The organism is Acinetobacter sp. C13 (genome assembly GCF_016809775.1).
In the GTDB taxonomy this organism is placed as follows: Bacteria; Pseudomonadota; Gammaproteobacteria; order Pseudomonadales; family Moraxellaceae; genus Acinetobacter; species Acinetobacter pittii.
The window spans coordinates 591699-617537 of record NZ_JAFBJL010000001.1; the positions used below are offsets into that span (position 1 = coordinate 591699).

Here is a 25839-nt window from a genome sequence, read left to right on the forward strand (position 1 = left end):
ATGTATGATTTAATTAAACTTGAAGGGCGTATTCAAAAACTAGAGGTGCACGAGGGTATCCTGAATACCTTAGATCAAAATGGAGATAAACAAATCACTTCATCTGCTATTTTGTCTACTGTTTCTAACAATACATCCTTAAGTGCACAAACTGTATTTCTAGCATCACAAAGCCGTTTACATGTACAGTCTGTTGTTATGGAAATAGATGGAAAAATCTGCATAGGTAAATTTCATCGTGCTCTAATAGTTGAAAATGAATATGTTATTTGTGTCGCTAGGCGATTAGAAAAAAATTTATATGAACTCTATTCTATATTGAGTCCTAAAACAGGCTTACTTTATATGCAAGTCGGTATGGGGGCTTCCGTTAAGAAGTATAAGGCCTCAGCTACGAAAGGAGCTAAATTTTTATATGCTCTTACTGTAGTTATGATGATAGGACTATTTATATATATAGATGATTATTCTATAGATAACTTTATAATCTTTGGTGGAGTTATTATTTTATTTTATTTTATAATTATTTTTATTATGAAGGGGACTGTCAAATCCCTCAAACATTTTTCAGAGAAATCAGAAGAAATATTTAAAATTTATGGTTTCGAAAATCCAGCAGAAATTTTTTTATTATCTGGGCGCCACTATAGTGATGATTATAAAATTCTTTTAGAGTCTGTATATGAATATAGAAAAGTTATTAAAAAAGATCCATACCCAGAAAGCTATATAGAGCAAAAATAAAAGAATGGGGATAATAACTAAAGGCTAAAAGGTTATTTATAGGTAAAGATTTTGAAATTACATCTTCAACTGATTCAGGGGCCAATCCACTCTCTAGAAAAAGTCAAATCTAAAATACCGGTAAATCAGAACGTGGGGGGTATTGCAGCAGGTACCGCTTTTGCAGGTGTACTTACTGGAAGCAGCTCCTTACTCACAAGCTCACCTATTTTATTAATGGCTGCTAAGGCTAAAGATGGTATAACTTTTATTGGTGAAGTAGAGGGATATCCAGTAATCGGACAATTTACGACAGCACGTTTTGAAGAAAATGATGAGTTGATTGCTGTAATTAGCGAAAAACCTGTAGATGGACGTTATCAGGCCTATGCAATTATCGACCCTAAATCAGGCTTATTGTATATGATTTATGAGATGGGGCGTTCAGTAAAAATGGGTTATAAAGCCATTTTTAAGCAAACTTATTATTTTACATTGTTATCATGGGGTTTTCTCATAATTTTTATTTTATTTTATTTTATTTTATTTTATTTTATTTTATTTTTAATTTTTCTTATTCTGTGAATACCATTTTATATTTTCTAGAGATTGTTGGCATTACTTTATTTGTTACTGTAGCAATTTCTGGTTTTGTTAATTATTTTGGTTATAGGAAATCGTATGAAAATTTTGGAGCATTATCGGAGCAAATATTTGAAAAGCTAGGATTTGAATATTCAAAAGAACAGGATTTCTATAATGATTATTTAATTAATGATGGAATCAACATCAGTGTTATGGATTATAGAAAAAACTTAAAAGGTAAAGACCCTTATCCAGAAGATTATTTTGATAAGAAAAATTTTTTGAAGTAAAAGGTTATTTAATGAAGCTTAGATTGTTTGTCATTACCTTAATATTATTCACATCTGCATGTAGACAACAGAAAGAAGAATACACTCAAGGGACTTTAACTAAAGATTACAGAGAAGTTTCTCAATATAAATCAATCGAAGAACTCGAGAAAGCAGCAAAAGCAAATAATCCTGAAGCATTATTTGTTTTGGGTTGTATGTATGCAAGAGGTGAGGGTGTCGAATTCAGTCAGAAGAAGGCATTTGAATTATTTGAAAAATCTGCAAAATTAGGTTCTTCTAATGCAATGTTGCAGTTGGGTTTGATTTATCGGAACGGTAATGAATTTATAAAAAGAGATGATTTAAAAGCCTTAAAGTGGTTTGAGGAAGGAGCAAAAAAAGGTAATCCTTCAGCCATACATAATGTTGGGTTGGCATATTATAAAGGATTAGCTGTGACTGAAGATAAAACAAAAGCATTTACATATTTTATCCAATCGGCGCAGTTGGGGTTGTTGCAATCCCAGACAATAGTCGCTTCTCAATTATATAGAGGGGACGGAGTTGATAAAAATCTTGAAGAATCATTTAAATGGTCTTTGAAAGCTGCTGAACAAGGAGATGTTGAGTCGCAAAATGATGTGGGCCTATCATATGAGCGAGGAGAAGGTGTTGCCAAGGATCCTATTAAAGCACTTTATTGGTTTAAAAAAGCAGCTGATAATGGTCATACTGAAGGACAATTCAATACAGCAATTAAATATTATAATAGTGCGGGAATTGAGCATAATTTAGATAGAGCAATTGAATATGCGGAAAAGGCTGCTAACAATGGAAGTAAATCTGCGGTAAGGTTGTTATTTAATATTTATTCGGATGATAGCAGTTTAAAATATAATTCTGAGAAAGCTAACTACTGGAAATCTAAGCTATAATTGAATATTGGCATAAGGATTTTTAAGGCATGTTAGTATCAGTATGAACATGCCTATCTTTAACTAAGTTATTATAAATTATGAAGAAAGAAAATTTTATATTGCTGTTATTCTGTACTCTTTTGAATCTTGCTTGTAGCGAAGGTGGAAATAATCATACTGTGTCCGATACACACCTAAAAAAAACAGTTTATAGTTCTCAAGATGAGCTCAATAAAGCTGCACAAAAAAAAGATCCTAAAGCTTTATATACTTTGGCTTCTACTTATGCAACAAACAGTACAGATGTTGAAGATCAAAAAAAAGCTTTTGAATTATTTGAACAATCGGCAAAGCTCGGGAATAATGAAGCTATGTTGCAACTTGGCTTAATTTATCAAGAGGGATCGAGTTATATAAATATTGATGACCAAAAAGCATTAAGTTGGTATAAGCAAGCAGCTAAAAAGAATAATCCTATGGCCTTACACAATGTTGGAGTAGCTTATTATGAGGGTATAGGAACTAAATTAGATAAAAAACAGGCTTATGAATATTTTGTTAAGGCAGCGAAACTTGGCTTTTTACAATCACAAAAAATTATTGCCTATCAGCTATATACTGGCACAGGAGTAAAGAAAGATTTAAAAGAATCTTTTTATTGGTCTCTTAAAGCAGCTCAACAAGGTGATATTAAGTCACAGAATAATGTGGCACTTAATTATGAAAAAGGTGAGGGTGTTGAAAAAGATCCAATCCAAGCAATGAATTGGTTTCTAAAATCAGCGAACAATGGTAACCCTGAGGCTCAATATAATGTTGCGTTAAAATATTTTGCTGGAAATGGTACTGATCAAGATTTTGATAAATCAATTGAATATGCTGAAAAAGCAGCAAAATTACAGAATCAAGCAGCGATTCAACTATTAATTAGTATCTACTCTGATATAAAAAATCCAAAATATAATACAGAGAAAGCAAATTATTGGCGAGCTAAGCTCTAATTTTTACAATTCATAAAGTTTATAAGACTTATTTGTACTTTAAGCTAATAAGTCTTATTTTAATAATATAAGTTATGAAAAATATTATTTTAATTTCAATATCGATTATCTTGACATCTGCATGTAGTGAAGGTAGTCAAAATAGTACACAAGCGACTCTAACCAAAGACTACAGAAAAGTTTCCGATTATAAGTCGAAGGAAGGTTTGGAGAGTGCGGCGAATGCGAATGATCCTGAAGCATTATTTGTTTTGGGTTCTATGTATGCAAGAGGTGAGGGTGTTGAATTCAGTCAGAAGAAGGCATTCGAACTATTCGAAAAATCTGCAAAGCTCGGTTCTTCTAATGCCATGTTGCAATTAGGATTAATTTATCGGAATGGTAATGGTTTAATAAAAAAAGATGATTTAAAAGCCTTAAAGTGGTTTGAACAGGGAGCTAAGAAAGGTAATCCTTCAGCTATACATAATTTAGGCGTTTCATATTATAAAGGATTAGGTGTAACAGAAGATAAAGCGAAAGCTTTTAAGTATTTTAGTCAATCTGCAGAATTGGGCTTATTACAATCACAGATAATAGTTGCTGGTCTTTTATACAACGGTGAAGGTGTAAGTAAAGACCACAAAAAGGCTTTTGAGTGGGCATTAAAGGCAGCCAATCAGGGGGATGTTGAGTCACAAAATAATATCGGTTTAGCTTATGAAAATGGAGATGGGGTTGCAAAAGACCCAGTGCTTGCCAAAGAGTGGTTTGAAAAAGCAGCTAATAATGGTTTTGTATTAGGGCAATATAACCTTGCTCTTAAGTATCTTGATGGTAATGGTGTAGAGCAGAATTTTTCAAAATCAATTGAGTATGCAGAAAAAGCAGCTAATGCGCAGAATAAAGATGCCATACAATTGTTGGTTGATATCTATTCAAATGACAGAAACCCTGAATACAATCCTGAAAAAGCTAATTATTGGAAGTCTAAAATATAAATTTAGACTTAAATAAAAGGCTATTTTGAATAGAAGAGCCTTTCCAAACTTAAAAAATTGCAATATTCTTTAAAAATATAAATCCAAATAATTTAATTTTTTTGATATCGAATATGGTTTTGAGTTATCCAAGAGCTTGACCCTAAAGGAAGATGGTTATTCATAAATCTAGGGGGTATTGGTTCTACTTGTTCTCACAAAGTGAAATGAAAAATATACTAAATAGACCGATTAGTCTTGACAATTTTATTTTTATTAATTTTGAGTTCCTACTTTCATAAATTCGAAATGTATCTTTTACACTCATTTAACTCGTTTATCTTTTAAATTAAATAAAATCTTTTTAAGAAAATGTTTCGTAAATCTTAACTAAGTGATATTTATGATAATTTTTAGTTTAGTTTTTATTTTTATTTAATTGTTAAAATTCAATAACTTATTTTTAATTACAAAAAATAACAATATTATATTTTTATAAGAATAACTTTATTAAGCTATATTTTATAAGCATCTTAACTATTTACTTTTAGTTTAAGTTGATATGTTTTTTATATAAAATATGTTTGTTTATATGATAAACTGCGTCTAAATTTTTTGAATATAAGGTTTTTAGACTGATTTTTTAATGTTTTATGAATATTAACTTTTCAGTAAAGCCTTGAATAAATAAGAAAACAGAGGAATGAAAGTTGTGTTGAAACGAAGTATTTTGATACTTTTTTTGACTGGAAACATTATCGGTCTATCATATGCTCAAGCAGCAGAACTAGAGTCTGTAAAACTTAAAAGAAGTTGTATTAAGAAGAATCCTTTAGCTGAAGGCCAAAATGATCCTGAGCTATTGAATATTTTTAAACAAGTTTGTGATAGTGATAATACAACTCAAAAAAATGATTTATTAGCTAAAGCTGCTATGCGGTTTTATCAAACCAATCAACCAGTTAAAGCGTTGAATTTAGCAAGTCAATTGCAAAGTCAAAATATACGCGGTTCATTAATAACAGATGTCTTGTTTTTATCTGGTGTGAGCATTGCAAATAATTCTTTACAGCAAATGCGTACTCAGGAAATGAGATATTTAAGCAATGATGTGACTTATCCTCCTGCAAAGCAGTTAATTGAAAATATTCATACTGCTATGCCTGCTCCGGATCCATCGAGTTTTAAAGCGAGTTCAGAAAGTAGCTCAGCTGATAATGAAAAAAGAAGTTATAAAAAACAGTACGCAACACGTAATAAAGTGAGTACTTCTAAATCGTCCAATAAACGAGTGTCAAGCCCAAGTAAGACGGCTACCGTAAAACCTAAAACTGCACCTGCAGCCACTGTTAATAAATCAAAAAGTTCGCCTTTTGACCCTTTAATTAAATAATCCGGAATAGAATCTTATGGCTAAGAGAGAGAGCGTACAAAAGAAGCTTCAGCGAATTCGACCTCCACGTGTTCAGCTTACATATGATGTCGAAATTGGTGATGCAAAAGAAGCGAAAGAACTACCATTCGTTGTAGGTGTGATGGGTGATTTTTCGGCTGCATCTGAGCTTGAGCGTACAAAATTAAAAGATAAAAAGTTCATTAATGTTGATTTAGATAATATTGATGAAGTTATGGAGTCATTATCTCCAAGAGCTGCTTTCCAGGTAGATAATACGTTGACAGAAGAGGGCGGTAAGATCGCTGTTGATTTAACATTTAAATCAATGGAAGATTTTCGTCCAGAAAATGTGGTTCAACAGGTTGATCCATTAAAGAAACTTGTGGAAGCACGTGAACGTTTAACTGACTTAAGAAACAAAATTTCTAACAGTGAACGTTTAGAAGATTTACTTGATGAAGTTCTTAAAAATACAGATCAGATTCGTAAATTAAGTGCGGAGGCTGATCATGAATAATACTCAATCTGCAGTAATGCCACTTGTTGAAAATGAGCAGATTAATCTCTTAGACTCGATTGTTGAAGAAAGTCGTATTGCCCGAAATGAAGAAGAACATTCGCGTGCAAAAAGCTTAATCGGTGAGCTTGCTAAAGAAGTAATGGCAGGCACAATTACAGTTTCTGAAAATATGACTTTATCAATTGATAAGCGTATTGCAGAAATTGATGCGCTGATTTCAAGTCAATTAAGTCAGATCATGCACAATGAACAATTCCAAAAAATTGAATCAACTTGGCGTGGTCTCTATTACTTCTGTCAAGAGACACCATCTAACCCTCTTATTAAAATTCGTATGTTGAATACGACTAAGAAAGAGTTGGTGAAAGATTTTCAGGGCGCTACGGACTTCGATCAAAGCACTTTGTTTAAAAAAATCTATGAGGAAGAATACGGATCTTTTGGTGGTGCACCATATTCAGCGCTCATTGGTGATTTTGAATTTGACCGTACGCCTTCTGATATGTATTTGCTTGAGCAAATCTCTCATGTTGCTGCAGCAGCTCATGCGCCATTTATTTCGGCAGCTAGCCCAAGCATTCTTGGTCTAGAGTCATTTACTGATATTGACCGTCCTAGAGATGTTTCAAAAATCTTTGAAACAGCTGAATATGTACAATGGCGTTCATTCCGTGACAGTGAAGATGCTCGTTATGTCGCTTTAACATTGCCACATGTGCTTGGACGTCTTCCTTATCATCCAAAGGAAGGAACAGCTACTGAAGGCTTCAACTTTGCTGAAGATGTTTCAGGCGCAAACCACAATGAATATTTGTGGATGAATGCTGCTTATGCTTTCGGTACTCGTTTAACAAATGCATTTGATATGCATGGTTGGTGTGCTGCAATTCGTGGTGTTGAAGGTGGTGGTTTAGTCGAGGGCTTGCCTGTACACACTTTTAAAACACAAGATGGTGAAGTGGTATTTAAATGCCCAACAGAAATTGCAATCACTGATCGTCGTGAAAAAGAATTAAGCGATTTAGGCTTTATTCCTTTAGTTCACTGTAAAAACACTGATTACGCTGCTTTCTTTGGCGCGCAATCAACTCAAAAACCTAAAAAATATGACAATGATACAGCAAATGCTAACTCTGCTTTATCGAGTCAAATTCAGTACATCATGGCTGTTTCACGCATTGCTCATTATTTAAAAGCAATGATGAGAGATAAAGTGGGTAGCTTTGCTTCTGCTGGAAATGTTGAAGCATTCTTAAATGAGTGGTTGTCACAGTATGTATTACTTGACGATGGCGCTTCTCAAGAAGCAAAGGCTCAATACCCTCTACGTGAAGCGTCTGTAAAAGTTGTAGAAGATCCTGCTCAACCAGGTCACTACAAATCTGTGGTTTTCTTGCGACCACACTTCCAGCTGGACGAGTTGTCAGTTTCTTTACGACTTGTCACTGAGTTACCTCAGTCCTCAAATTAATAAAGGTCAGCGAAAGAATAACTTTAAATTACAAATAGGAAAGTTCTAAATGAAAGATATATACGTTGAGTTTCGCGGTAAATACAAAGTTGATGGAGAGTCTCGTGACTCTGAGCACAAAGGCTGGTTAGAAGTTAACTCTTGGTCTCATAACATTCGTCAACCTAAATCTGCTACTTCAAGTAGTGTTGGTGGTCATACTGCTGAACGTGTTGAACATTCAGATATGGTTTTTGTTAAAGATCTAGATGCAACTAGCCCGAAATTATGGGAAGCATGTTCAGCTGGTTATACATTTGATGAAGTACAAATTGACTTCTACCGTGCAAATGGTGATAAGCGCATCAAGTACTTACAAATCAAATTGAAGCATGTTCTAGTTTCTAGTGTAACTCCAACAGTTAATGAAGAAGGTGTTCCAACAGAAGCGTTTGGTTTGAAATACGCAGCTGTTGAATGGACTTACAATCAACAAGATATTAACGGTACTGCTAAAGGTGCTGTTACTAAGAAATGGTCACTTTCTAACAATACTGCTTCTTACGCAGCATAATTGTTTAAGTGAATATTTGGTGGAGGCTGACTTAAAGTTAGCCTCTGCTGTCTTTAAGCATGCTTGTTGTGAACTCGAATGAATTTAGATCGGCTTTATCCATATGGATTTCGTTCAACTTTGTTTGACCGCTTAATTCCTGAAAGTGAAGATTATGCAAAAGGTCTTTCTATTCAGCAATTAAGAGAATCGGTAGCAAAAGATTTAGAAGACTTACTTAACAGTCGAGTCGCTAAATTGGATCATGTAGTTGATGATTACCCGCTAGTTAAAAAATCTATACTTCAGTTCGGTATTATTGATTTTGTGGGGCTTTCTACAGCCAATCCGCTAGATCGTGACAAGATTTGCCAATCTATTGAACAGTCAATTGCAGCTCATGAACCTCGGTTAAGACAAATACGGGTAGAGATGTTGTTGGATGGGCACAATATGGGGGCATTGTGTTTAAGCATTCAGGCGTATCTAAATATTCATCCACTGTATGAACCTGTCGTTTTTGATGCTTTGTTAAAACCGACAACGCAGCAATATGTAATTTCAGCGAGAACCTAGGCATAGTGGGTGTGTTGTGATAGAAGAGCTTTTACCTTTTTACGAAAAACAACTACAGGAATTTGGTCAGCAATCTCGTGAATTTGCTCAAAAATATCCGAAAATTGCTCAGCGTTTATCTTTAAATCAAGAGCAGATTGATGACCCGCATATCGAACGTCTTATACAAGCATTTTCATTAATTTCTGCTCGTATTGATAAGAAGCTTGCTGATAGTTATGACGTATTTACCCGTTCTTTATTTGAGGTGATGTTCCCTCAATACTTACGTCACTTTCCAGCTTGTTCAGTAATAAGTTTTGAAGATATAAATAAAATAAAACAGCTCACAGAAGCGCATATTGTTCCTGCTCACACAGTTTTGAAGTCACGTAGCTTTAAAGGGGTTCAGTGTGAGTTTAATACTACGCAAGAAGTCAAATTACTCCCTATAAATTTACAAGCGCTAGAGTTTAAAAGCACACCTAGTGCACACATGCATTTAAGCCAAAATGCGACTTTAACTTTTAAGTTTGAAATTTTTAATCATGCTCATGTATGTTTAATAAATGAAAAACTACCTATTTATTTAGATGCAATTTCTAATTTTCCACTTCAAGTACTAGACAGTATTTTTAAGAAGGGAACAACTTTTGCCATTAAAATAGGACAGAAAATTGTTGAACTGGATAAAAATCCATTTGAGTTAACAGGTTTTTCTGAGCAAGAAAGTCTATTGCCGCTTGATCAGCATACCCATCATGCTTATCGTTTGCTGATGGAGTATTTTTGTTTTCCTGAAAAATTTAATTATCTAAAACTCGATTTAGGTTTTTTAAAGCGCTTATCTCTAGAAGATAGTAATTTTGAACTGCTTATACATTTTAAATTAAATTTAAATGATCAAGCTGTAGTGCGAAATTATTCTGAATTAAATGTCGCTAATTTTAAATTGTTTACTACACCAGTTATTAATTTATTTGAAAAATACGCTGAACCACAAAAAATTGTACATAAGCAATTAGAATATCCGCTGATTACAGATGCTCATCATCCTGAGTTTTATCAGGTGTATTCAATACTTGACATGAATATGGTTCGTGAAAAAACGAGTCAAGAAGAAAGCTATGTTCCAGTGCTACCTTTTTTTGCCATGAGTCACTATCATGCTGACACCGCACGTTTTTTCTATTCTGTGAACTATCAAAAGCTACAGCCCAATTTTGTCGAAATGGGGTATTCAATTATTTCTAAAAATTTAAATCCTTCGTCAACACGTTCGGATTTTATTAGCACAAAACTATTATGCTCAAATCGTGACTTACCGCATGAAGCATTAGGGCAATCTAATAATATATTAAACCTTAATGATAGTAGTCTGGCTCGCCGCGCTATAGTTTTAAAAAGACCTACGAAACCTTATCAATTTGGTCAAAGCCAGAGTGAGCAGTGGCGTGTTATTTCACACCTTTCATTAAATAGTTTAGCTTTAATGAAAGGTGATGCGGTATCTCATATTAAAGAATTACTTGCTTTATATAACTTACCTTTATCAAAAGAAAATTATCTAATTATTGAATCAATCAAACATCTGGAATTTTCACTTACTCACAAACTTGTAGATGGAAAGCCATTTCCAATGTTTGTAAGAGGAATAAAGGCAGAGTTACAAATTGATTCATCCGTATTTAGAGGTCATAGCCTATACATTTTTAGTCAGTTATTAAGTCGTGTTTTTAATTTAAAGGTTCAAATTAATAGTTTTGTTGATTTGGTTGTTAAGGATTATTCATCTCAGCAGGAGTTATACCAATGCAGTCAGAACGTTGGTGGCAAGACTCTTCTGTAACAGCTGAGCTCTTTACAAAGCCAAAGTCTTTTGAGTTTATCCAAGCAACACGGCTATTAAGGCACGATTCAAGTCGTACAGTTAGTTCATCTTGGAGTGATCATTTTAAGTTTGAGACATCTTTTAATTTAAATTTTCCTGCTACAGAGATTGAAAATTTAGAATTAACGGACGAGCGGATTTATATCACGAATTTAATTGTTGGTCTTACTGGTATACAAGGTGCTTTACCTTATACGTATACGAATAAGATTAAGCAAGCTCCACGTCAGCAACGAGCTGAGACTAAAGAGTTTCTAAGCTTATTTAATCATAAGCTTACTGCTCAATATGTAGATTCTAGTATTACTTATAATCTACCGATTAGATATGAGATAGAACATAAAAATGACTATTTAGATATTTTGCATGCTTTGAATGGTTATGTGCGTTCGCAGCATCAACAAGCCGATCTTGATGAATATTTTGCAGAATTTTCTGGATTAATGCAGGGACAAAATAATACAGTTCATGCATTAAAAACGATGCTGTCGTGTATTTTTAAACATGAAATTACGATTAAAGAATTTGTACAAGAATCCTTTAAGTTAGCGAGTGATCAGTTAACAACTTTAGGTGGAAGTCAGCCGAGCCTACTTGGTGTTAATACTTTTTGTGGGGAAACCATTCAGCAAATTGATGGAAAAATTGAAATTCAAATTGGACCATTAAAACGTCAGCAATATCTCGGTTTCTTACCAAATCAAGAGTTAAGCCTAAAGCTAAAAAAGCTTGTAGAAACGTGGTGTAGTCCAACTTTATCAATAGATTTACGGCTTATCTTGGATGAATCAGAAATACAACCTATTTGTCTCACTCATAAGAATCAGAGTGGATTAGGGCAGGGTTCTTTTCTTATGTCGCGACAACCAAAAGTACATAGTCATGAAACCTGTTATAGCCTTATTGGGGAGACAATATGATTAAAAAAATATTACTCTCGTTCATCGCTATTTTTTCAATAGTTAGTGGAATTATTATTTTCTACTGGCGTGATGTTCAATATAATCCTGATAAAGGAGATTTTTTCCTTTATTTCTTAGTTTTACCAGCAATAATTACATTGGTGATTTTATCACCGTGGTTAATTTATAGCGCTTATACAACGTATAAAGACAAAAAAGAGCAAGCTATAAATCAAGATAAAGATGATGCTAGTCAAAAACAAAACACAGTAGCTGATCAACCATTAGAACAGCTAGACTTTAATATTTACTCTGCTTTTGCTTTACATGCATTAGGTGAGAATGAAAGCATTATTGAGCAGCTACAAAACTTTAAAAGCCCAGAGCTGGATGATCAACTGTTAAATTCTTACGGATTGCCTCTTTTATCTTACCGTATTAAAGATTTGGATGAAGAGAATCGTGAGGAGAGCGAATATGCTTCTCCACGACAAGTTCGTATGATGTCATTAATAAGACAGCAACTCGAACAAAATATAGAAAATTTATATCTTCTAGCTGAGCATTTAAAGCGTTCAACATTATTTTATGAGTCGCAACAAGCCCGTGAATATCATATGCATCCAGCATGGGTAGATCCCGACTCTGAATATGACGATGTTGAAATGCCGATCGTAGAAGTTTATCGCTTAAATCGCTTAAATCTTCACATCCTTCTTTCGGAGGATTTGTTACATATCTGGAATGATGACCACAGTAATGAATTAATTTTAGAGTTTTTTACTGAAATTGGTATTTCTGCTCAAAAAATCCATATTGAATATCATTTTTTTGGAGAGCAACTGGCTTACCAAGAGTTAATGCATTTATTAAAGGGTATTCATAAAAGAGAGCATGAGATGTTCTTTTTGGTCGTGGCCGATTCGGAAATTGATCAAGATCTAATTGATGAAAAATCTTGGATGATTAAAGATTATATTCCTGCTGAATTTGCAGCAAGCTGTTTGCTCGCAGATCCTTTAGTTAAAATTCAAGAATTAGAACCGACTAAAGCACTGAAAGTGGTAGTGGGTCAACAAGATACAGCGAAGCTTTTTAATAATTTTGAATTTAATGATTTACCTCAGCATCAAGGTGATGAGCCTTATGTACTGATTTTGTCAGATCAGACCGATATAAAAGTTTCGAAGAAATTGCAGCAACACTTTCTTCAAACGCCTGTAGAACCGCATCACTATATTTATGTGAAATCGTCATTAGGGCATACCCAACATTTAGCTGATATTTATGGCTTTATGCTGAGCATGCATTTCCCTGAACATATCATTCCTTTTGTCTTTGGAGAAAATACGGTGTCAGCACATACGTTTGTGCAGAGTATCACTGAAAACTCAGAAGATGATGCGATGGTGTTGAATAACTAATTTAAACTTTGGACTTAGAACGAGAATAGAATGCATACAATTTTAGGCTACTTGTGGCAGTACATCACGAATCCTAAAGCAATTATCGCCTTGTCATTGTTCGTGGCATTGATGTCTTCATATACTTCAATTCCTCGTCATATATTCTGGGCTTTAGCAACTGCCTATGCTTTGGGTCTTATTGTTTATGGTATCTATTGGCTTGTTCAACGAAGAAAGCATGCTGCTCAAGGTGAAGAGTTAGCTGAGGCGATCGAAAAAGATAACCAAGCTGAATATGGCAAAAATAAAGATAAAGAAGAGCTTCAGCTAGTTAGTCAACAAATGAAAGAATCAATTCAACTGATTCGTAAATCTAAGTTGGGTGATAAAAAAGGCAATGCTGCATTATATGAGCTTCCTTGGTATATGGTTATTGGGAACCCAGCGGCAGGTAAAAGTTCAGCTATTTATAACTCTGGTTTAAAGTTTCCTTTTGAAGAAACGCATCAGAAAATGGTATCAGCTGGCTTAAGTGGTACTCGAAATTGTGACTGGTTCTTCTCTACAGAAGGTATTTTGCTCGATACAGCGGGTCGTTATTCTGTTTATAGCGAAGATCATTCCGAGTGGTTAGGTTTCTTAAATATTTTAAAAAAGAACCGTTCTAAAGCACCAGTTAATGGTTTGATTCTAATTGTTAGTATTGCTGAGTTAATTAGTCAAAGTCCTGAAAACTCATTAAAGCTTGCTAAAAATTTACGTGCTCGTATTCAAGATCTAACTGAACGTTTAGAAGTGGTAGTACCTGTTTATTTAGTCTTTTCAAAGATGGATTTGATTGCAGGTTTTACCGAGTTTTTTGAATTTTATGAAGCTCAAGAATATAACCAAGCTTGGGGGGCAACGCTTCCATATGAGCAAAATTCTTCTCATAACGCAGTAGATTTGTTCGAAAAACATTACACCATTCTTTACGATGGTCTAAAAGGGGTAAGTTCGACTCATTTAAGTCGCCGTCATTCGCAAAATATCTCACCAAGCGTAATGACTTTCCCATTAGAATTTAAAACACTAAAACCAGCTTTAAAAAGCTTTATTGGTACACTTTTTGAAGATAACCCATATCAATTTCAACCTGTTTTCCGTGGGTTTTACTTCACCAGTGCTTTGCAGGAAGGTGTAATTGAAAGTCCAATGACTGAACAAATTGCACAAGAATTCCAACTTACACAAATTGCTCAAAATGATTTAAAAGACCATTCAAAAATTACTCCTAACCATGGCTATTTCTTAAATGGTCTATTCTCAGATGTTATTTTAAAAGATAAAGATCTCGTTAAGCAGCATGTAAATACGGGCAGAAAACGTCAACGTTACATTGCATTTATTGGTGCTTTAGCGGGTGTTTCAATTATTTTGGGTGTATGGGTTTGGTCTTATCGTAATAACCAGCAATTAATTGGTGAAGTTCAAGCAGATTTAAATAAAGTCGTTCAATTAGAAAGAGCCTCTGGTCAGCAACTATCTACTCAATTAGAAGCTTTATTGATTCTTCAAAGACGTTTACAGCAGTTAGATGAGTTTGATGAAAATAGACCACTTAAGTTTAGTTTTGGTTTATATCAGGGCAATGAGCTTCGTGAAAAGTTAAAAGCTGAATATTTAAAAGGTGTTAAGCAAATTGTATTAACACCAACACAGCAAAATATTGCTCAATATTTGCAACGTGTAAAAAATAATGAAGCAACATTAAAAGCGAACCACACGAATGTTGAGATCAAGCAAACTGCTCAATCTCAACAATATTTGGAACCTTCAGATACCAATCCTCAAGACGCTTATAATGCATTAAAAGCTTATTTAATGATGAGTAATCCGCAATATATGGATGCTAGTCATCTAAGCGATCAGGTTACGCGTTTCTGGCGCTCTTGGTTAGATGCAAATAAAGGTCAAATGCCGCGTGCAGATATGATTCAAGAAGCTGAACAGATCTTGTCGTATGCAATGACCTTAGCAAATGATAAACAATTCCCAGTTTTAGAAGCAGATTCGCAAATTGTTGATCAAACTCGTCAAGTATTGCTCTCTGTTGTTCGTGGGATGCCAGCGCGTGATCGTGTTTATAACGAAATAAAAATGCGTGCTGCGGTACGTTTCCCAGCGCTGACTGTAAGTCAGATTGTGGGTGAGGCAAATAAAAATATTGTATTGGGTAGTTATGCATTACCTGGCGTATTTACCCAAAAAGCTTGGAATGACTATGTAGAAAAAGCAATTGAGGAAGCTGCAGATAAGCCAACAGACAGTAAAGACTGGGTGTTAAATAGTCGACAATCTGATGATTTAACTTTCTCGGGTAGTCCAGAGCAAATTAGAAAGCAGCTAACAGCGCTTTATAAGCAAGAATACATTGCTGAATGGAGAAAATTCTTAAGTGGTATTCATTATGCTAAAGCTGGCCAATTTGCTCAGCAAGTAAAAAATATTGATGTTTTAGGTGAGCCGCAAAACTCTCCAATTAGAACATTAATTGAAAGAGTTGCAGTCGAAACAAACTGGGATAATCCGGTTGTTCAAGCTGAGCTTGCAGCTCCACAAAAAGGATTTGTTGCATGGTTTAAACGTAAAGTTTTAAATCATGATGACAAGCAAGTTGCTAATCAAGTGGCAAACAATGCCCAAGGTGCTATTTCTCAAGAATATCAAATGTTCTACCAGTTGGTTCGCAAACGTGATGATCAACAAGGTAAGTCATTGCTTGATGAATATATGACAAATTTAGCACTCGTTCGTAGTAAGTTTAATGAGCTTAAAAATGCGGGTGAAATTGGACCTAATGCGATGACATTAGTCAAGCAAACCCTTAATGAGCAAACGTCTGTATTTAACCAAACTCAAAAAATTGTAGATGAAAAAATGGCGGTTGGTTTCAATGAAATTGATCAGCGTTTACTGCAAAAATTAGTAGTTAGCCCACTGACACAGGCTTTTGAGAGTTTAATTACACCGACACAAGACGAAATTAATAAATTATGGGTAATGCAAGCCTATCAACCATTTACAGCAAATCTTGCTAAGAAATATCCATTTAACTCATCAGCTTCTTTACAAGCAACAAGTAGTGAAATTGGTCAAATCTTGGGTGAGAACGGTAGTATTTCTCGCTTTGTAAAAGAAAGTCTTGATCCATTTGTGATTCGTCGTGGCTATACGTTAACGTCTAAAACTTGGAAAGATTTAGGCATTAGTTTAAATCCTCAATTCGTTATGAATTTCCAAAGATATGTTGCACCAGCCAATGGTATGGCAACTGGTGAGTTGAATGCTCAAGCGCAAGCTGCTCCAGCAACCAACCAATCGAACTTCCAGTTCTACCCAATTCCAAACCCACAATTACTTTCATATACCGTTGATATTGATGGTCAGCGTATGACTTATGAAAACGGTGTTCAGCAGTGGGTTAACTTCATTTGGCCAAACCAAGGCAGTATTCCAGGTGCTCGTATTACCGCTGTAGATTTACAAGGCCAAACACATACAATTTTTGATGAGCCAGGTGAGTACGGTATTAACCGTTTAATTGATAGTGCTCAACGTAAGGAACAAAATGGCGGATTTGAAATGCTTTGGCGTAGTAAAACTGATCCATCATTATTTGTAAAAATGAATTTCCGTCTAATTAGCAGTAATTCAGGCAGTATTGGTTCAAGCCGTGGTTATGCAGGTATGCAACTGGTTGATAAAGTCACTGCCGACAAAGCAGCTCGTGTGGTGTCCGCTCAGCAAGCGCCAGCTCAAGCTACTCCAGCAAGAACTGAAAATCCTGTTTCAGCACTTGCTCAGCCTTCTGCGGGAGTTAAACCATGACATGGAAAATAACCTCTATGCGAAAGGAGGAGCAATAATGCAAACATTAAAAACAACTCCTTTGTATTACGGCAAAAGTCCTGCACGAGGCGACTTTTTAAAAACAAAAGGTCAGAATGCTCTAATACAGTTGCTTGATCAGTGGATTACTGAAGCATTGGAATATGCAATGCAATCAGGCAGTTTTAAAGAAGCTTATAACACGTTACCTTCACTGGATTTCTTTATTGCGAATCCAAAAGAAAATATGTTTTTAGCGGCAAATCTACTCGCAAGTGAAGATAGTTCAGGGCGATCTTTTCCAATGGTACTGAGCCATTTGTTAGAAATTGATTTACCGTATGATAATTTGTTGTATGCACCATATAGCTATAAACATGTACTCGTTGATTTATTTCAAAACAATCGTGCTTTAAAAGGAATTAAAGATTCAGATCTGTTACTTGGAAAATTAGGGCACTTACAAAATCAAATTCAGGTTTTAACTGAACGTGAATGTGTAGGTTTCTATGAAAATCATACGATGCACTCATTTGCTCAATTAATGAAGTTAAGTATTTATGAATTAGCTCAAAGTATGATTGGTCTAGGATTATTACTGCAGCCAATTTTACAAAATGGAACGAGTCGGTTAAATAAAGTTTTAATTTTACCTATTAACAATCCTGCTTACAGTTATGAAATAGCAGCATTTTGGGTCAGTATTATTTGCCGTTTTTTAAAAGAACATAATACTGAGGTGCTGATAGGTTTGCTACATCGAGAGCAACCCGTATTATTCTTCGGTTTTCAAGGAGCTGATATTTTAGCCCTTAGCGATATTTTTACTCAGAATATGGATAGTAAACACTGGGTTTCTCTAATAGAAGCACAATGGATTGATACTTATTTGGAGCAGAATGCTGGTTTAGCTACGCTAGAACAATCATTATGCCAACGCCAACTAAGTTTAAATCAAGGTTTAAAACTATTTAGACAGACTTTTTTGGGTGAATAATAATGAATCAACGATATCAAACTAAACTTTCACAGCTCATAAAAGGCTGTTTTATCTATGCAATCGCTAACTATGCTTTAGCTCAGCCGATTGTTGTAGAAGGTGTGGTTCCTAACGAGGCAAGTAAACAGGCCATTTTATTAAAAATGCAGTCTGTTTATGGTGCTGATCAGGTTGTAGATAAAATACAAGTGAGACCCGTAGCTGCTCCAAATGGGTGGAGTGATTCAGTAACTCGAGTGATTACGCCTGATCTTAAAAAGGTTTCACAAGGTAAATTAAGCGTAAACGGCACACGTTTTGAGTTGAGTGGGAAAATGCTGAACCCAGCAGATATCCAGCCTACAATTCAATCTTTTCAAGGACTAGTGCAACCGCCGTATCAACTATATTCACAATTATCAGTCAATCAGGCTGAGCAGAAAATTATTGATGATGCCCTTAAAAATCGCATTATTGAGTTTGAATCTGGTAGCGCAGTTTTAACTGATGCAGGCCAAAAAATTCTTGACGAGATGGCTATTGCTTTAAACAAAGTAGGTGGTAAGAAAGTCAAAATCGTAGGACATACAGATAGTTCTGGTGATGCGACTAAAAACTTAAAACTTAGTCAAGACCGAGCATTGGCAGTTAAAAACTATTTGATTAGTAAGAGTATTCCTGCCGACCATTTATCTACAGAAGGTTTAGGTTCATCTAAGCCAGTTGCAGATAACACTTCTCCAGAAGGAAGAAAGAAAAACCGTCGGATTGAGTTTACTGTTCTATAAATATAAGGAGAAGAACATGGCTAGCCCTTACATTACGATTGGATGCCCAACAACTGGTGGAGGGCAAGTCATTTCAGGAAACAGTACATTTTTAATTGATGGAATTGCAATTGCTTGTGTAGGAGATAAGGCAACTTGTCCGTTACACAAAACGGTTTCTACGATTGTATCGGGAGATCCAAATATGCTTGTCATGGGAAAATCCGCAGCACGTGTAAATGATTCATTATCATGTGGCTGTAAATTATTACCAAAACAGAGTTTAGTTAATCAAGGATAAGGATAGAGATATTTTTATATAGATATAAATATCTACTAAAACATATTAACGCTTGAAATGATGAGTAGTTTGTCTGATAAAGCTGAATTTTGTTAATATACAGGCATTATGATTTTAAGCATTAAATTATTTAAAAATATTGAGAGTAATGATGAGTAATTTAAAAATTTTAATTACAAAACTTTCTACAGTTGCACGAACTGCTTTAGAAAAATCGGCTAATGCTTGTGTTATTCAACAAAATTACGAAATTGAAATTGAGCATCTATTTTTAGAATTACTTAATCAATCTTTAGAGAATGATTTAAAAATTTTATTAAAGAAATATAAAATTTCATCTGAAGCTTTAGCTGATGATTTAAAAGAAACAATTTCTCAATTACCAAAGGGTAATACTCGAACTCCTATTTTTGCTAAATCTATTGTTCGTTTGTTTGAACAAGCTTGGTTATTAGCTTCCGCTGAACAAAATCCAGTTATTCGTAGTGGTCATTTATTAGTTGCTTTATTAACTGCGCCTGATTTATATCAAATTGCAACAAGAGCTTCGAGTTTATTTGACCTTTTACCGATTGATTCAATGAAACACAAGTTTCTTGAAATTTGTGAGAAGAGTGTTGAACAACAAGATGAAACAAAAACATCTTCTGATCAAGCTGAACCTACAGACACAACTGTAGCAAATACCAAAGTAGCTAAAACACCTGCACTTGACCAATATACGATTAATCTCACTGAAAAAGCGAAAAAAGGTGGTATAGATCCAGTTATTGGCCGTGAATATGAAATTCGCTTAATGCTCGATATTTTAATGCGTAGACGCCAAAACAATCCGATCTTAACCGGAGAGCCTGGTGTTGGTAAAACAGCTGTAGTGGAAGGTTTGGCTTTAAAAATTGCTCAAGGTTTAGTACCAAACGCACTTAAAAATGTTCATTTGCATGTGTTAGATATGGGGCTTTTACAGGCAGGTGCAAGTGTTAAAGGCGAATTTGAAAATCGTTTAAAACAGGTTATTCAAGAAGTTCAAGCTTCTACTCATCCTATTATTTTATTTATTGATGAAGCGCATACTTTAATTGGTGCAGGTGGACAAGCAGGGCAAAATGATGCTGCAAATCTTTTAAAACCAGCACTTGCACGTGGTGAATTACGCACGATTGCTGCGACTACTTGGGCAGAATACAAACAGTATTTTGAAAAAGATGCGGCATTGAGCCGACGTTTTCAGGTAGTAAAAGTAGAAGAGCCAACTGAAGAAGTTGCAGTAGATATGTTGCGAGCGATGATTCCAGTCATGCAGCAGCATTTTAAATTACAAATTGATGATGAGGCGATTGTTACTGCGGTTCATTCTTCACATCGATATATTAGTGGTCGCCAACTTCCGGATAAAGCAATTAGTGTGCTTGATACGGCTGCAGCACGTGTTGCTTTGACTCAAAATGCTCAACCTGTAAAGCTTGATCAGTTAAAGGCCCAAGAGCATAACTTAAAGCTTGAGCAGCAAATTTTAGAAAATGAGCATCGTCAAATTCCAATTCATCATGAGCGATTGGAAACTTTAAAAGCTAATTTAGAATCTTTGCAAAAAGAGATCCAAGAAACCGAAGAGCAGTGGCAAAAAGAATTAGAACTTGTCCATAAAATTCAAGAGTTAGAAGCACAGAATCATGCTAATGAGTCTGAAGCTTTCGATCAGATTAATCTACTGCGTAAAGATCTTGCTGATATTCAAGGTCAGCAACCCTTAGTATTTGAAAGAGTAAACTCTCAAATTATTAATGAAATTATTTCTGATTGGACAGGTATTCCTGTTGGAAAAATGGTTAATGATGAAATTAAACAGATATTAACGCTTGAAGATAAATTGGGCGAGCGTGTAATGGGGCAAGATTATGCACTCACACAATTAGTTCAAGGCATTAAAACTTCAAAAGCAAAACTTGAAGATCCTAATAAGCCACAAGGTGTATTTCTTTTAGTGGGACCGAGTGGTGTAGGTAAAACTGAAACTGCATTAACTTTGGCAAATGAGTTATATGGTGGTGAGCAGCATTTAATCACTATTAATATGTCTGAATATCAAGAAGCGCATACGGTATCTTCATTGAAAGGTGCGCCTCCAGGATATGTCGGATATGGCCAAGGTGGGGTTTTAACAGAAGCTGTACGCCGTAACCCGTACAGTGTTGTGTTGCTTGATGAAATTGAAAAAGCTCATAGCGATGTTCAGGAACTGTTCTATCAAGTATTCGATAAAGGTACTTTAGAAGATGGTGAAGGACGAGTAATTGACTTTAAAAACACGACTATTTTGTTAACTTCAAATGCTGGTTCAAGTGCCATTATGCAGGCTTGCTTAAATAGACCTGTAGAAGAGTGGCCTACAGCTGAAGAGTTGATTGAGCACTTAAAACCAAGTTTATATAAACAATTTAAGCCTGCATTTTTAGGCCGAATGAGAGTTGTACCTTATTTCCCACTGCATGATGATCTACTTGTACGAATCATTAAGCATAAGTTAGGCAAAATCACAGCAAGAATTGAGAAACAATACGGAACACAAGTCCAGTATTCTGATGATTTGGTAGAGCTCCTCTTAAGCCGTTGTACAGAAGTCGATAGTGGTGCGCGTAACGTTGATAATATTTTAAATTCTACAGTGTTACCTGCATTGGCTACAGAAATTTTGGTGGCGTTAGCAGAGCAAAAACTACCAAAAATTATCATGATTGATGCTAAAGATGACGAAATTCAATATGTACTAGACCCAGTTGTAAAAGCTGCTAAAAAAAGGACTAGTAAAAAATTGAAGTCAGAAGTTTAAAATTGAATAGAGCTAAAATTAGATGAATATTGATATTTCTGAACTACTCGAACCCATTAGTGATAGTTTACCTTGTGGTGATGACTTTTCGTTTTCTAATGAATTTCATGAAATAAAAAAAGCGAAGACACAAGATGATCTATTACTAGATCAAGGTGATTGGGTTGCTGAGCGCAAACAAGCCGATTGGGACTTTGTAGCAAAGAACACAAGTGTTTTGCTAAAAGATAAAACAAAAGATATCCGTCTATTAACTTGGCTCTTAGAGGCTTGGACTCATCTTTATGGTTTTGAAGGTATGGCTAAAGGTTTAACTTTAAGCCATACCATGCTGAATCAATACTGGCAGGAAATTCACCCTGTTATTGAAGATGATGACTTAGATCAACGCATTGGTTTATTACAGGGTTTAATTAATCAACTTCCGATGTTGTTAAAGAAAGTTTCTTTAACTAATACGGCTCCTTATTATAATTTGCTTGATTACGATAATTTTCTATATCACGAAAATGTTCGCCGTAAACAAACTGAAGAGTATGACAGCCAGTCGGGACCATCTGAATTAGAGCAATTCGACCAAGCCATTTTTAATACTTCTAAAACTTTTCAATATTCTAATTATCAAGATTTTTGTTCAGTCTTAACCGAGTGGGATGTTTTAAAACAGACTCTTGATCATTTAATGGGATTAGATTCGCCGAGTTTTGCTGCTATTGATTCGGCATTTGAGACCATTCACAGCACATTACGTAAGATTTATAAAGCAGAAGCTTTTGGTACTGGGCTTGCCCCAATCCAAGAACAGGCTACTGTTATCACGAGTTCATCTATGGAAAATCAAGTGCCTGTACAAGTTGTTTCGGATCAGCCAGCTTTTCAGCCTCAAGCACAAACGCACTTGGCGAACCGTGAACAAGCAATGAAAGTGCTGCAAGAGATTGCCGATTACTTCCAAGCAAATGAACCGCATAGCCCTGTGAGCTATATGCTTCAAAAAACGATTAAATGGAGTCAAATGCCATTACATGAATGGTTAGCGCAAGTCATCAAAGATGAGCATCCATTACAAATGGTTCAGGAAATGTTAGGTGTGCAGCCTAAAAATGAATATGAATAAAGATTGGTAAAGACATATGTTTAAAGCTGAAAAAGTCCTGTGGGGCGAAGGTTTATTTTTAAGACCTCAACATTTCCAAATTCAAGATACGTATCATGAACAACGCCTAAATCATACAGTTCGCGCAGTTGTGCCTTTTTCGTATGGCATTCAAAAGTTAAGTTTCGATGAAGCTCAGTTGAGTACGCATATTCTTGCTCTTGAGTCTGTAGAGATGATCTGGCAAGACGGTGAAATTTATCAGGCACCTGCATATGATCTATTGCCTGAACCAATTTTATTAGACGATCTTAATTTACGTGGTGAGATGCTAATCTATTTAGCATTGCCACTTTTACAAGCAAATAAGCAAAATCTAATTGATCAAAACCAAGCGCAAAAGGGTAGATATCAATCTCACCTTGTCGAAACGCATGATCTATTTACGAATGCTACCGAAGCAGATATTAGTTTGCTACGCCGCCGTGCTGTTTTTAAATTATTAGATGTACATAGTAATCCAGACCACAATCTAGATGGTTTCTTATATCTGCCGATTGGAAAGATTAAGCGTCAAAGCTCTGGCGCTTTTGAAATTGATCGAAAGTTTATTCCGCCAATTTTGCACGTGGATGCCTCAGAATCACTCATTTCAAACTTAAAAAGAACACTGAACGTTATTAAGGCAAAAATTAAGACGATTCAAAACAATAACCGAGAAAATGAACAGAAGTTAATTGAATTCCGTTCAGGTGATATCGTTTCATTCTGGTTAGTAAATGCCTTAAATACAGCTCATGCTGGCCTGAATCATTTTGTGCAATATCCACAGATCCATCCAGAACGGTTGTTCTTCGAATTGTTACGTTTAGCAGGTTCTTTATTAACCTTCTCGACGGCGTATGATGTTGATCAGTTGCCTGCCTATAAACACCATAATTTACAAGAAAGTTTTTCGCAGTTAGACACAATTCTACGTGATTTACTCGATACAATTATTTCGAGCCGTTACATCAGTATTGCACTTAAAGAAATCCGCCCTTCATATTGGGTGGGAAGTCTTGAGACCGATAAGATTACTCGAGACACTCGACTTTATATTGCAGTATCAAGTAGTGCAATGCAGACACATGAGTTGATCCAGATTGTACCTTTACGATTCAAGATTGGTAGTACTTTAGATGTAGAGCAACGTGTAGTTGCTGCATTACCTGCAATTCCATTGCATCACTTGATTCAGGTTCCAACCGCGATCCCTGTACGTTCTGGTGTGAGCTATTTTGAAGTTGAACCACATCATGAATTATACCAGCGCATGTTAGACTCAGAGACGATTTGTATTTATGTTCCAGCTGGATTCCAAGATATCAGTATTGAACTGATTGCGGTTATGAACGCTTAACGGTAAAGGAGAGAAAAATGTCACAATCCACAGGTGCTCCTTCTTTATTTGACGATGGGCAAATTGGAACGGGTGGGAATAATAATAGCCAGTCTCAAGCAAAACTACAGGCAATCAATCTTATTGATTTATTGCATGATGGCTTTTATTTGGTTTTTTTGATTCGAAATCAGTATGTGCCGGCAGACGCTCAGCAGTTTCGTGAAAAAATCTTAAATTTACTCAATCAATTTGAGCAACAAGCTAAAAAGTTGCAATTTTCAGCTGATGATATTCATGATGCGAAATATGCATTTTGTGCTTTGATTGATGAAACTATCGTAACGCAACAAGACCCAAGCTATTTTAATTTGCAAAATGCTTGGTTAATTAGCCCATTGCAATTGAGCTTGTTTGGTTCTCAGTTAGCGGGGTATCGTTTCTTTGAAATTTTAGAGCAATTGCGAAGTCGTGGAAAAGAACGTCTAGCCGCTTTAGAAGTATTTCATTACTGCCTTTTGCTCGGTTTTCAGGGGAAGTACCGAATTGAATCTATTGAAAGTCTCAACCACCTCGTATCAAGAGTGGGTGATGAAATTGACTATTTAAAAGGGAAAAAAGTTGCGTTTTCGCCGTTCTCGGCAATTCCCGATCAAATACGAAATATTATTCATCGCGAAGTACCTTTCTTTTGGATTTTGATCTTTTTATTGATTTTTGCATTACTTACCTTTGCAGGCTTAAGATTTATGCTCAACAGTCAAAATGATAAAGCATTATCTAACTATCAAAATGTGATTTCTGCTCCTCAAGAGCAAGCACATATTACAATTTATTTACCTTGATGATGGAACGAAATGGCTCAGGAAAAACCAACTTCTATTCGAGTTTTACAATCGAATAAAAAAAAGCCGAAATCACCAGTACTTTATATTGTGATTGGTGTGATTGCAGGGGTGTTTGTCAGCATCTCGCTATTCCTGTTCTTGTCTCAACCGAATTCGCCAGAATCAACAGCAATTGAGAGTAAATCAACGGAAGAGCAAGTTTTAAATCAAGATGTTGTGCATTCTTCAGATGAACAAAATCAGGTTGCTGTAAGTCAAGACAACGAGACGGACTCAATGAGTCGTGATGGCTTTGAACAGCCAAAAGATAATGAGTTAAGCAATATTTTTAAACCTGTTCCACATAAACCTGTTACTACGAATGAACAACGAGTTTCACCATTTGATGAACAGCTAACAGGTGAAAAGAAAGTTCAGGTTGTGCCTCAACTACAGACGAGTGCAGCTAAAACGGTTCAACCTAAAATACAGCCAGCTCAGCAAAAGCCTGTAAGTAAGCCGCAGCAGCAACAAGTGGTGCAGACTAAACCCGTAGTTGAGAGTAAAGCTCCAGCCGAAGCAGAACCTGAGGTTGAGCCACCTAAGGCATCGGTAGATATTAAAATTACACGAAGTCCTTTTGCCGTGAATTAATGAA

At 35.4% G+C, this 25839-nt stretch carries 21 protein-coding genes and 1 pseudogene; all 22 read left to right on the forward strand.

Features of this window, described 5'->3' with window-relative positions; genetic code table 11:
* The 22 genes and pseudogenes from JGE69_RS02945 (at nt 1) to JGE69_RS03055 (ending at nt 25835) form a co-directional block, all read left to right on the forward strand.
* On the forward strand, nt 1–744 hold the full coding sequence (locus JGE69_RS02945) for a putative type VI secretion system effector (RefSeq protein ID WP_069122784.1): 744 nt from the start codon (nt 1–3) through the stop codon (nt 742–744).
* Between the two features lie 51 nt (nt 745–795).
* Nucleotides 796–1598, forward strand: a pseudogene (locus JGE69_RS18000) (putative type VI secretion system effector).
* Nucleotides 1599–1609: 11 nt separating this feature from the next.
* On the forward strand, nt 1610–2515 hold the full coding sequence (locus tag JGE69_RS02960; protein ID WP_069122788.1) for a tetratricopeptide repeat protein: 906 nt from the start codon (nt 1610–1612) through the stop codon (nt 2513–2515).
* A gap of 80 nt (nt 2516–2595) precedes the next feature.
* Nucleotides 2596–3498 carry a tetratricopeptide repeat protein gene (locus JGE69_RS02965; RefSeq protein WP_199112225.1) on the forward strand — a complete coding sequence of 301 codons (903 nt, stop codon included), beginning with the start codon at nt 2596–2598 and terminating at the stop codon, nt 3496–3498.
* Nucleotides 3499–3572: 74 nt separating this feature from the next.
* Nucleotides 3573–4478: a tetratricopeptide repeat protein gene (locus JGE69_RS02970; RefSeq protein WP_199112226.1), complete on the forward strand. Its 906-nt coding sequence runs from the start codon at nt 3573–3575 to the stop codon at nt 4476–4478.
* Nucleotides 4479–5160: 682 nt separating this feature from the next.
* A complete protein-coding gene (locus JGE69_RS02975; RefSeq protein ID WP_069122791.1) occupies nt 5161–5850 on the forward strand; it encodes a hypothetical protein in 690 nt (229 codons plus the stop codon).
* 16 nt (nt 5851–5866) lie between these two features.
* Nucleotides 5867–6370, forward strand: a complete 504-nt coding sequence (gene tssB / locus JGE69_RS02980; protein WP_005041656.1) for a type VI secretion system contractile sheath small subunit — start codon at nt 5867–5869, stop codon at nt 6368–6370.
* Complete coding sequence (gene tssC / locus JGE69_RS02985; RefSeq protein WP_033850377.1) at nt 6363–7844, forward strand: type VI secretion system contractile sheath large subunit; 1482 nt, start codon at nt 6363–6365, stop codon at nt 7842–7844. The genes tssB and tssC overlap by 8 nt, the downstream gene beginning before the upstream one ends.
* Nucleotides 7845–7893: 49 nt before the next feature.
* Nucleotides 7894–8397 (forward strand): Hcp family type VI secretion system effector, encoded by a 504-nt coding sequence (locus JGE69_RS02990; RefSeq protein WP_000653195.1) that lies wholly within the window; start codon nt 7894–7896, stop codon nt 8395–8397.
* Nucleotides 8398–8475: 78 nt separating this feature from the next.
* The gene (gene tssE / locus JGE69_RS02995; protein ID WP_002048404.1) at nt 8476–8952 is read left to right on the forward strand and encodes a type VI secretion system baseplate subunit TssE; all 477 of its coding nucleotides are present in this window, start codon (nt 8476–8478) and stop codon (nt 8950–8952) included.
* A 16-nt stretch (nt 8953–8968) separates the two neighbouring features.
* The gene (tssF, locus tag JGE69_RS03000; RefSeq protein ID WP_199112227.1) at nt 8969–10780 is read left to right on the forward strand and encodes a type VI secretion system baseplate subunit TssF; all 1812 of its coding nucleotides are present in this window, start codon (nt 8969–8971) and stop codon (nt 10778–10780) included.
* Complete coding sequence (gene tssG, locus JGE69_RS03005; RefSeq protein WP_045126446.1) at nt 10744–11742, forward strand: type VI secretion system baseplate subunit TssG; 999 nt, start codon at nt 10744–10746, stop codon at nt 11740–11742. Before tssF ends, tssG begins: the two co-directional genes overlap by 37 nt.
* Nucleotides 11739–13148, forward strand: coding sequence for a hypothetical protein (locus JGE69_RS03010; protein ID WP_199112228.1), 1410 nt, complete (start codon nt 11739–11741; stop codon nt 13146–13148). Before tssG ends, JGE69_RS03010 begins: the two co-directional genes overlap by 4 nt.
* A 30-nt stretch (nt 13149–13178) precedes the next feature.
* The gene (gene tssM, locus JGE69_RS03015; RefSeq protein ID WP_199112229.1) at nt 13179–17000 is read left to right on the forward strand and encodes a type VI secretion system membrane subunit TssM; all 3822 of its coding nucleotides are present in this window, start codon (nt 13179–13181) and stop codon (nt 16998–17000) included.
* A gap of 37 nt (nt 17001–17037) precedes the next feature.
* Nucleotides 17038–17997, forward strand: coding sequence for a type VI secretion system-associated protein TagF (gene tagF, locus JGE69_RS03020; protein WP_014206363.1), 960 nt, complete (start codon nt 17038–17040; stop codon nt 17995–17997).
* A gap of 2 nt (nt 17998–17999) precedes the next feature.
* The gene (locus JGE69_RS03025) at nt 18000–18767 is read left to right on the forward strand and encodes an OmpA family protein (protein WP_032003320.1); all 768 of its coding nucleotides are present in this window, start codon (nt 18000–18002) and stop codon (nt 18765–18767) included.
* A gap of 16 nt (nt 18768–18783) precedes the next feature.
* The gene (locus JGE69_RS03030) at nt 18784–19047 is read left to right on the forward strand and encodes a PAAR domain-containing protein (RefSeq protein WP_004793184.1); all 264 of its coding nucleotides are present in this window, start codon (nt 18784–18786) and stop codon (nt 19045–19047) included.
* Between the two features lie 148 nt (nt 19048–19195).
* The gene (tssH, locus tag JGE69_RS03035) at nt 19196–21877 is read left to right on the forward strand and encodes a type VI secretion system ATPase TssH (RefSeq protein WP_199112231.1); all 2682 of its coding nucleotides are present in this window, start codon (nt 19196–19198) and stop codon (nt 21875–21877) included.
* A 22-nt stretch (nt 21878–21899) separates the two neighbouring features.
* Complete coding sequence (gene tssA, locus JGE69_RS03040) at nt 21900–22994, forward strand: type VI secretion system protein TssA (protein WP_199112233.1); 1095 nt, start codon at nt 21900–21902, stop codon at nt 22992–22994.
* A 16-nt stretch (nt 22995–23010) separates the two neighbouring features.
* Complete coding sequence (gene tssK / locus JGE69_RS03045) at nt 23011–24375, forward strand: type VI secretion system baseplate subunit TssK (protein WP_014206368.1); 1365 nt, start codon at nt 23011–23013, stop codon at nt 24373–24375.
* A 17-nt stretch (nt 24376–24392) separates the two neighbouring features.
* Entirely contained in the window at nt 24393–25199 is an 807-nt protein-coding gene (gene icmH / locus JGE69_RS03050) for a type IVB secretion system protein IcmH/DotU (protein ID WP_199112234.1), read from the forward strand.
* 12 nt (nt 25200–25211) lie between these two features.
* Entirely contained in the window at nt 25212–25835 is a 624-nt protein-coding gene (locus JGE69_RS03055; RefSeq protein ID WP_199112235.1) for a hypothetical protein, read from the forward strand.
* Nucleotides 25836–25839 lie beyond the last annotated feature (4 nt).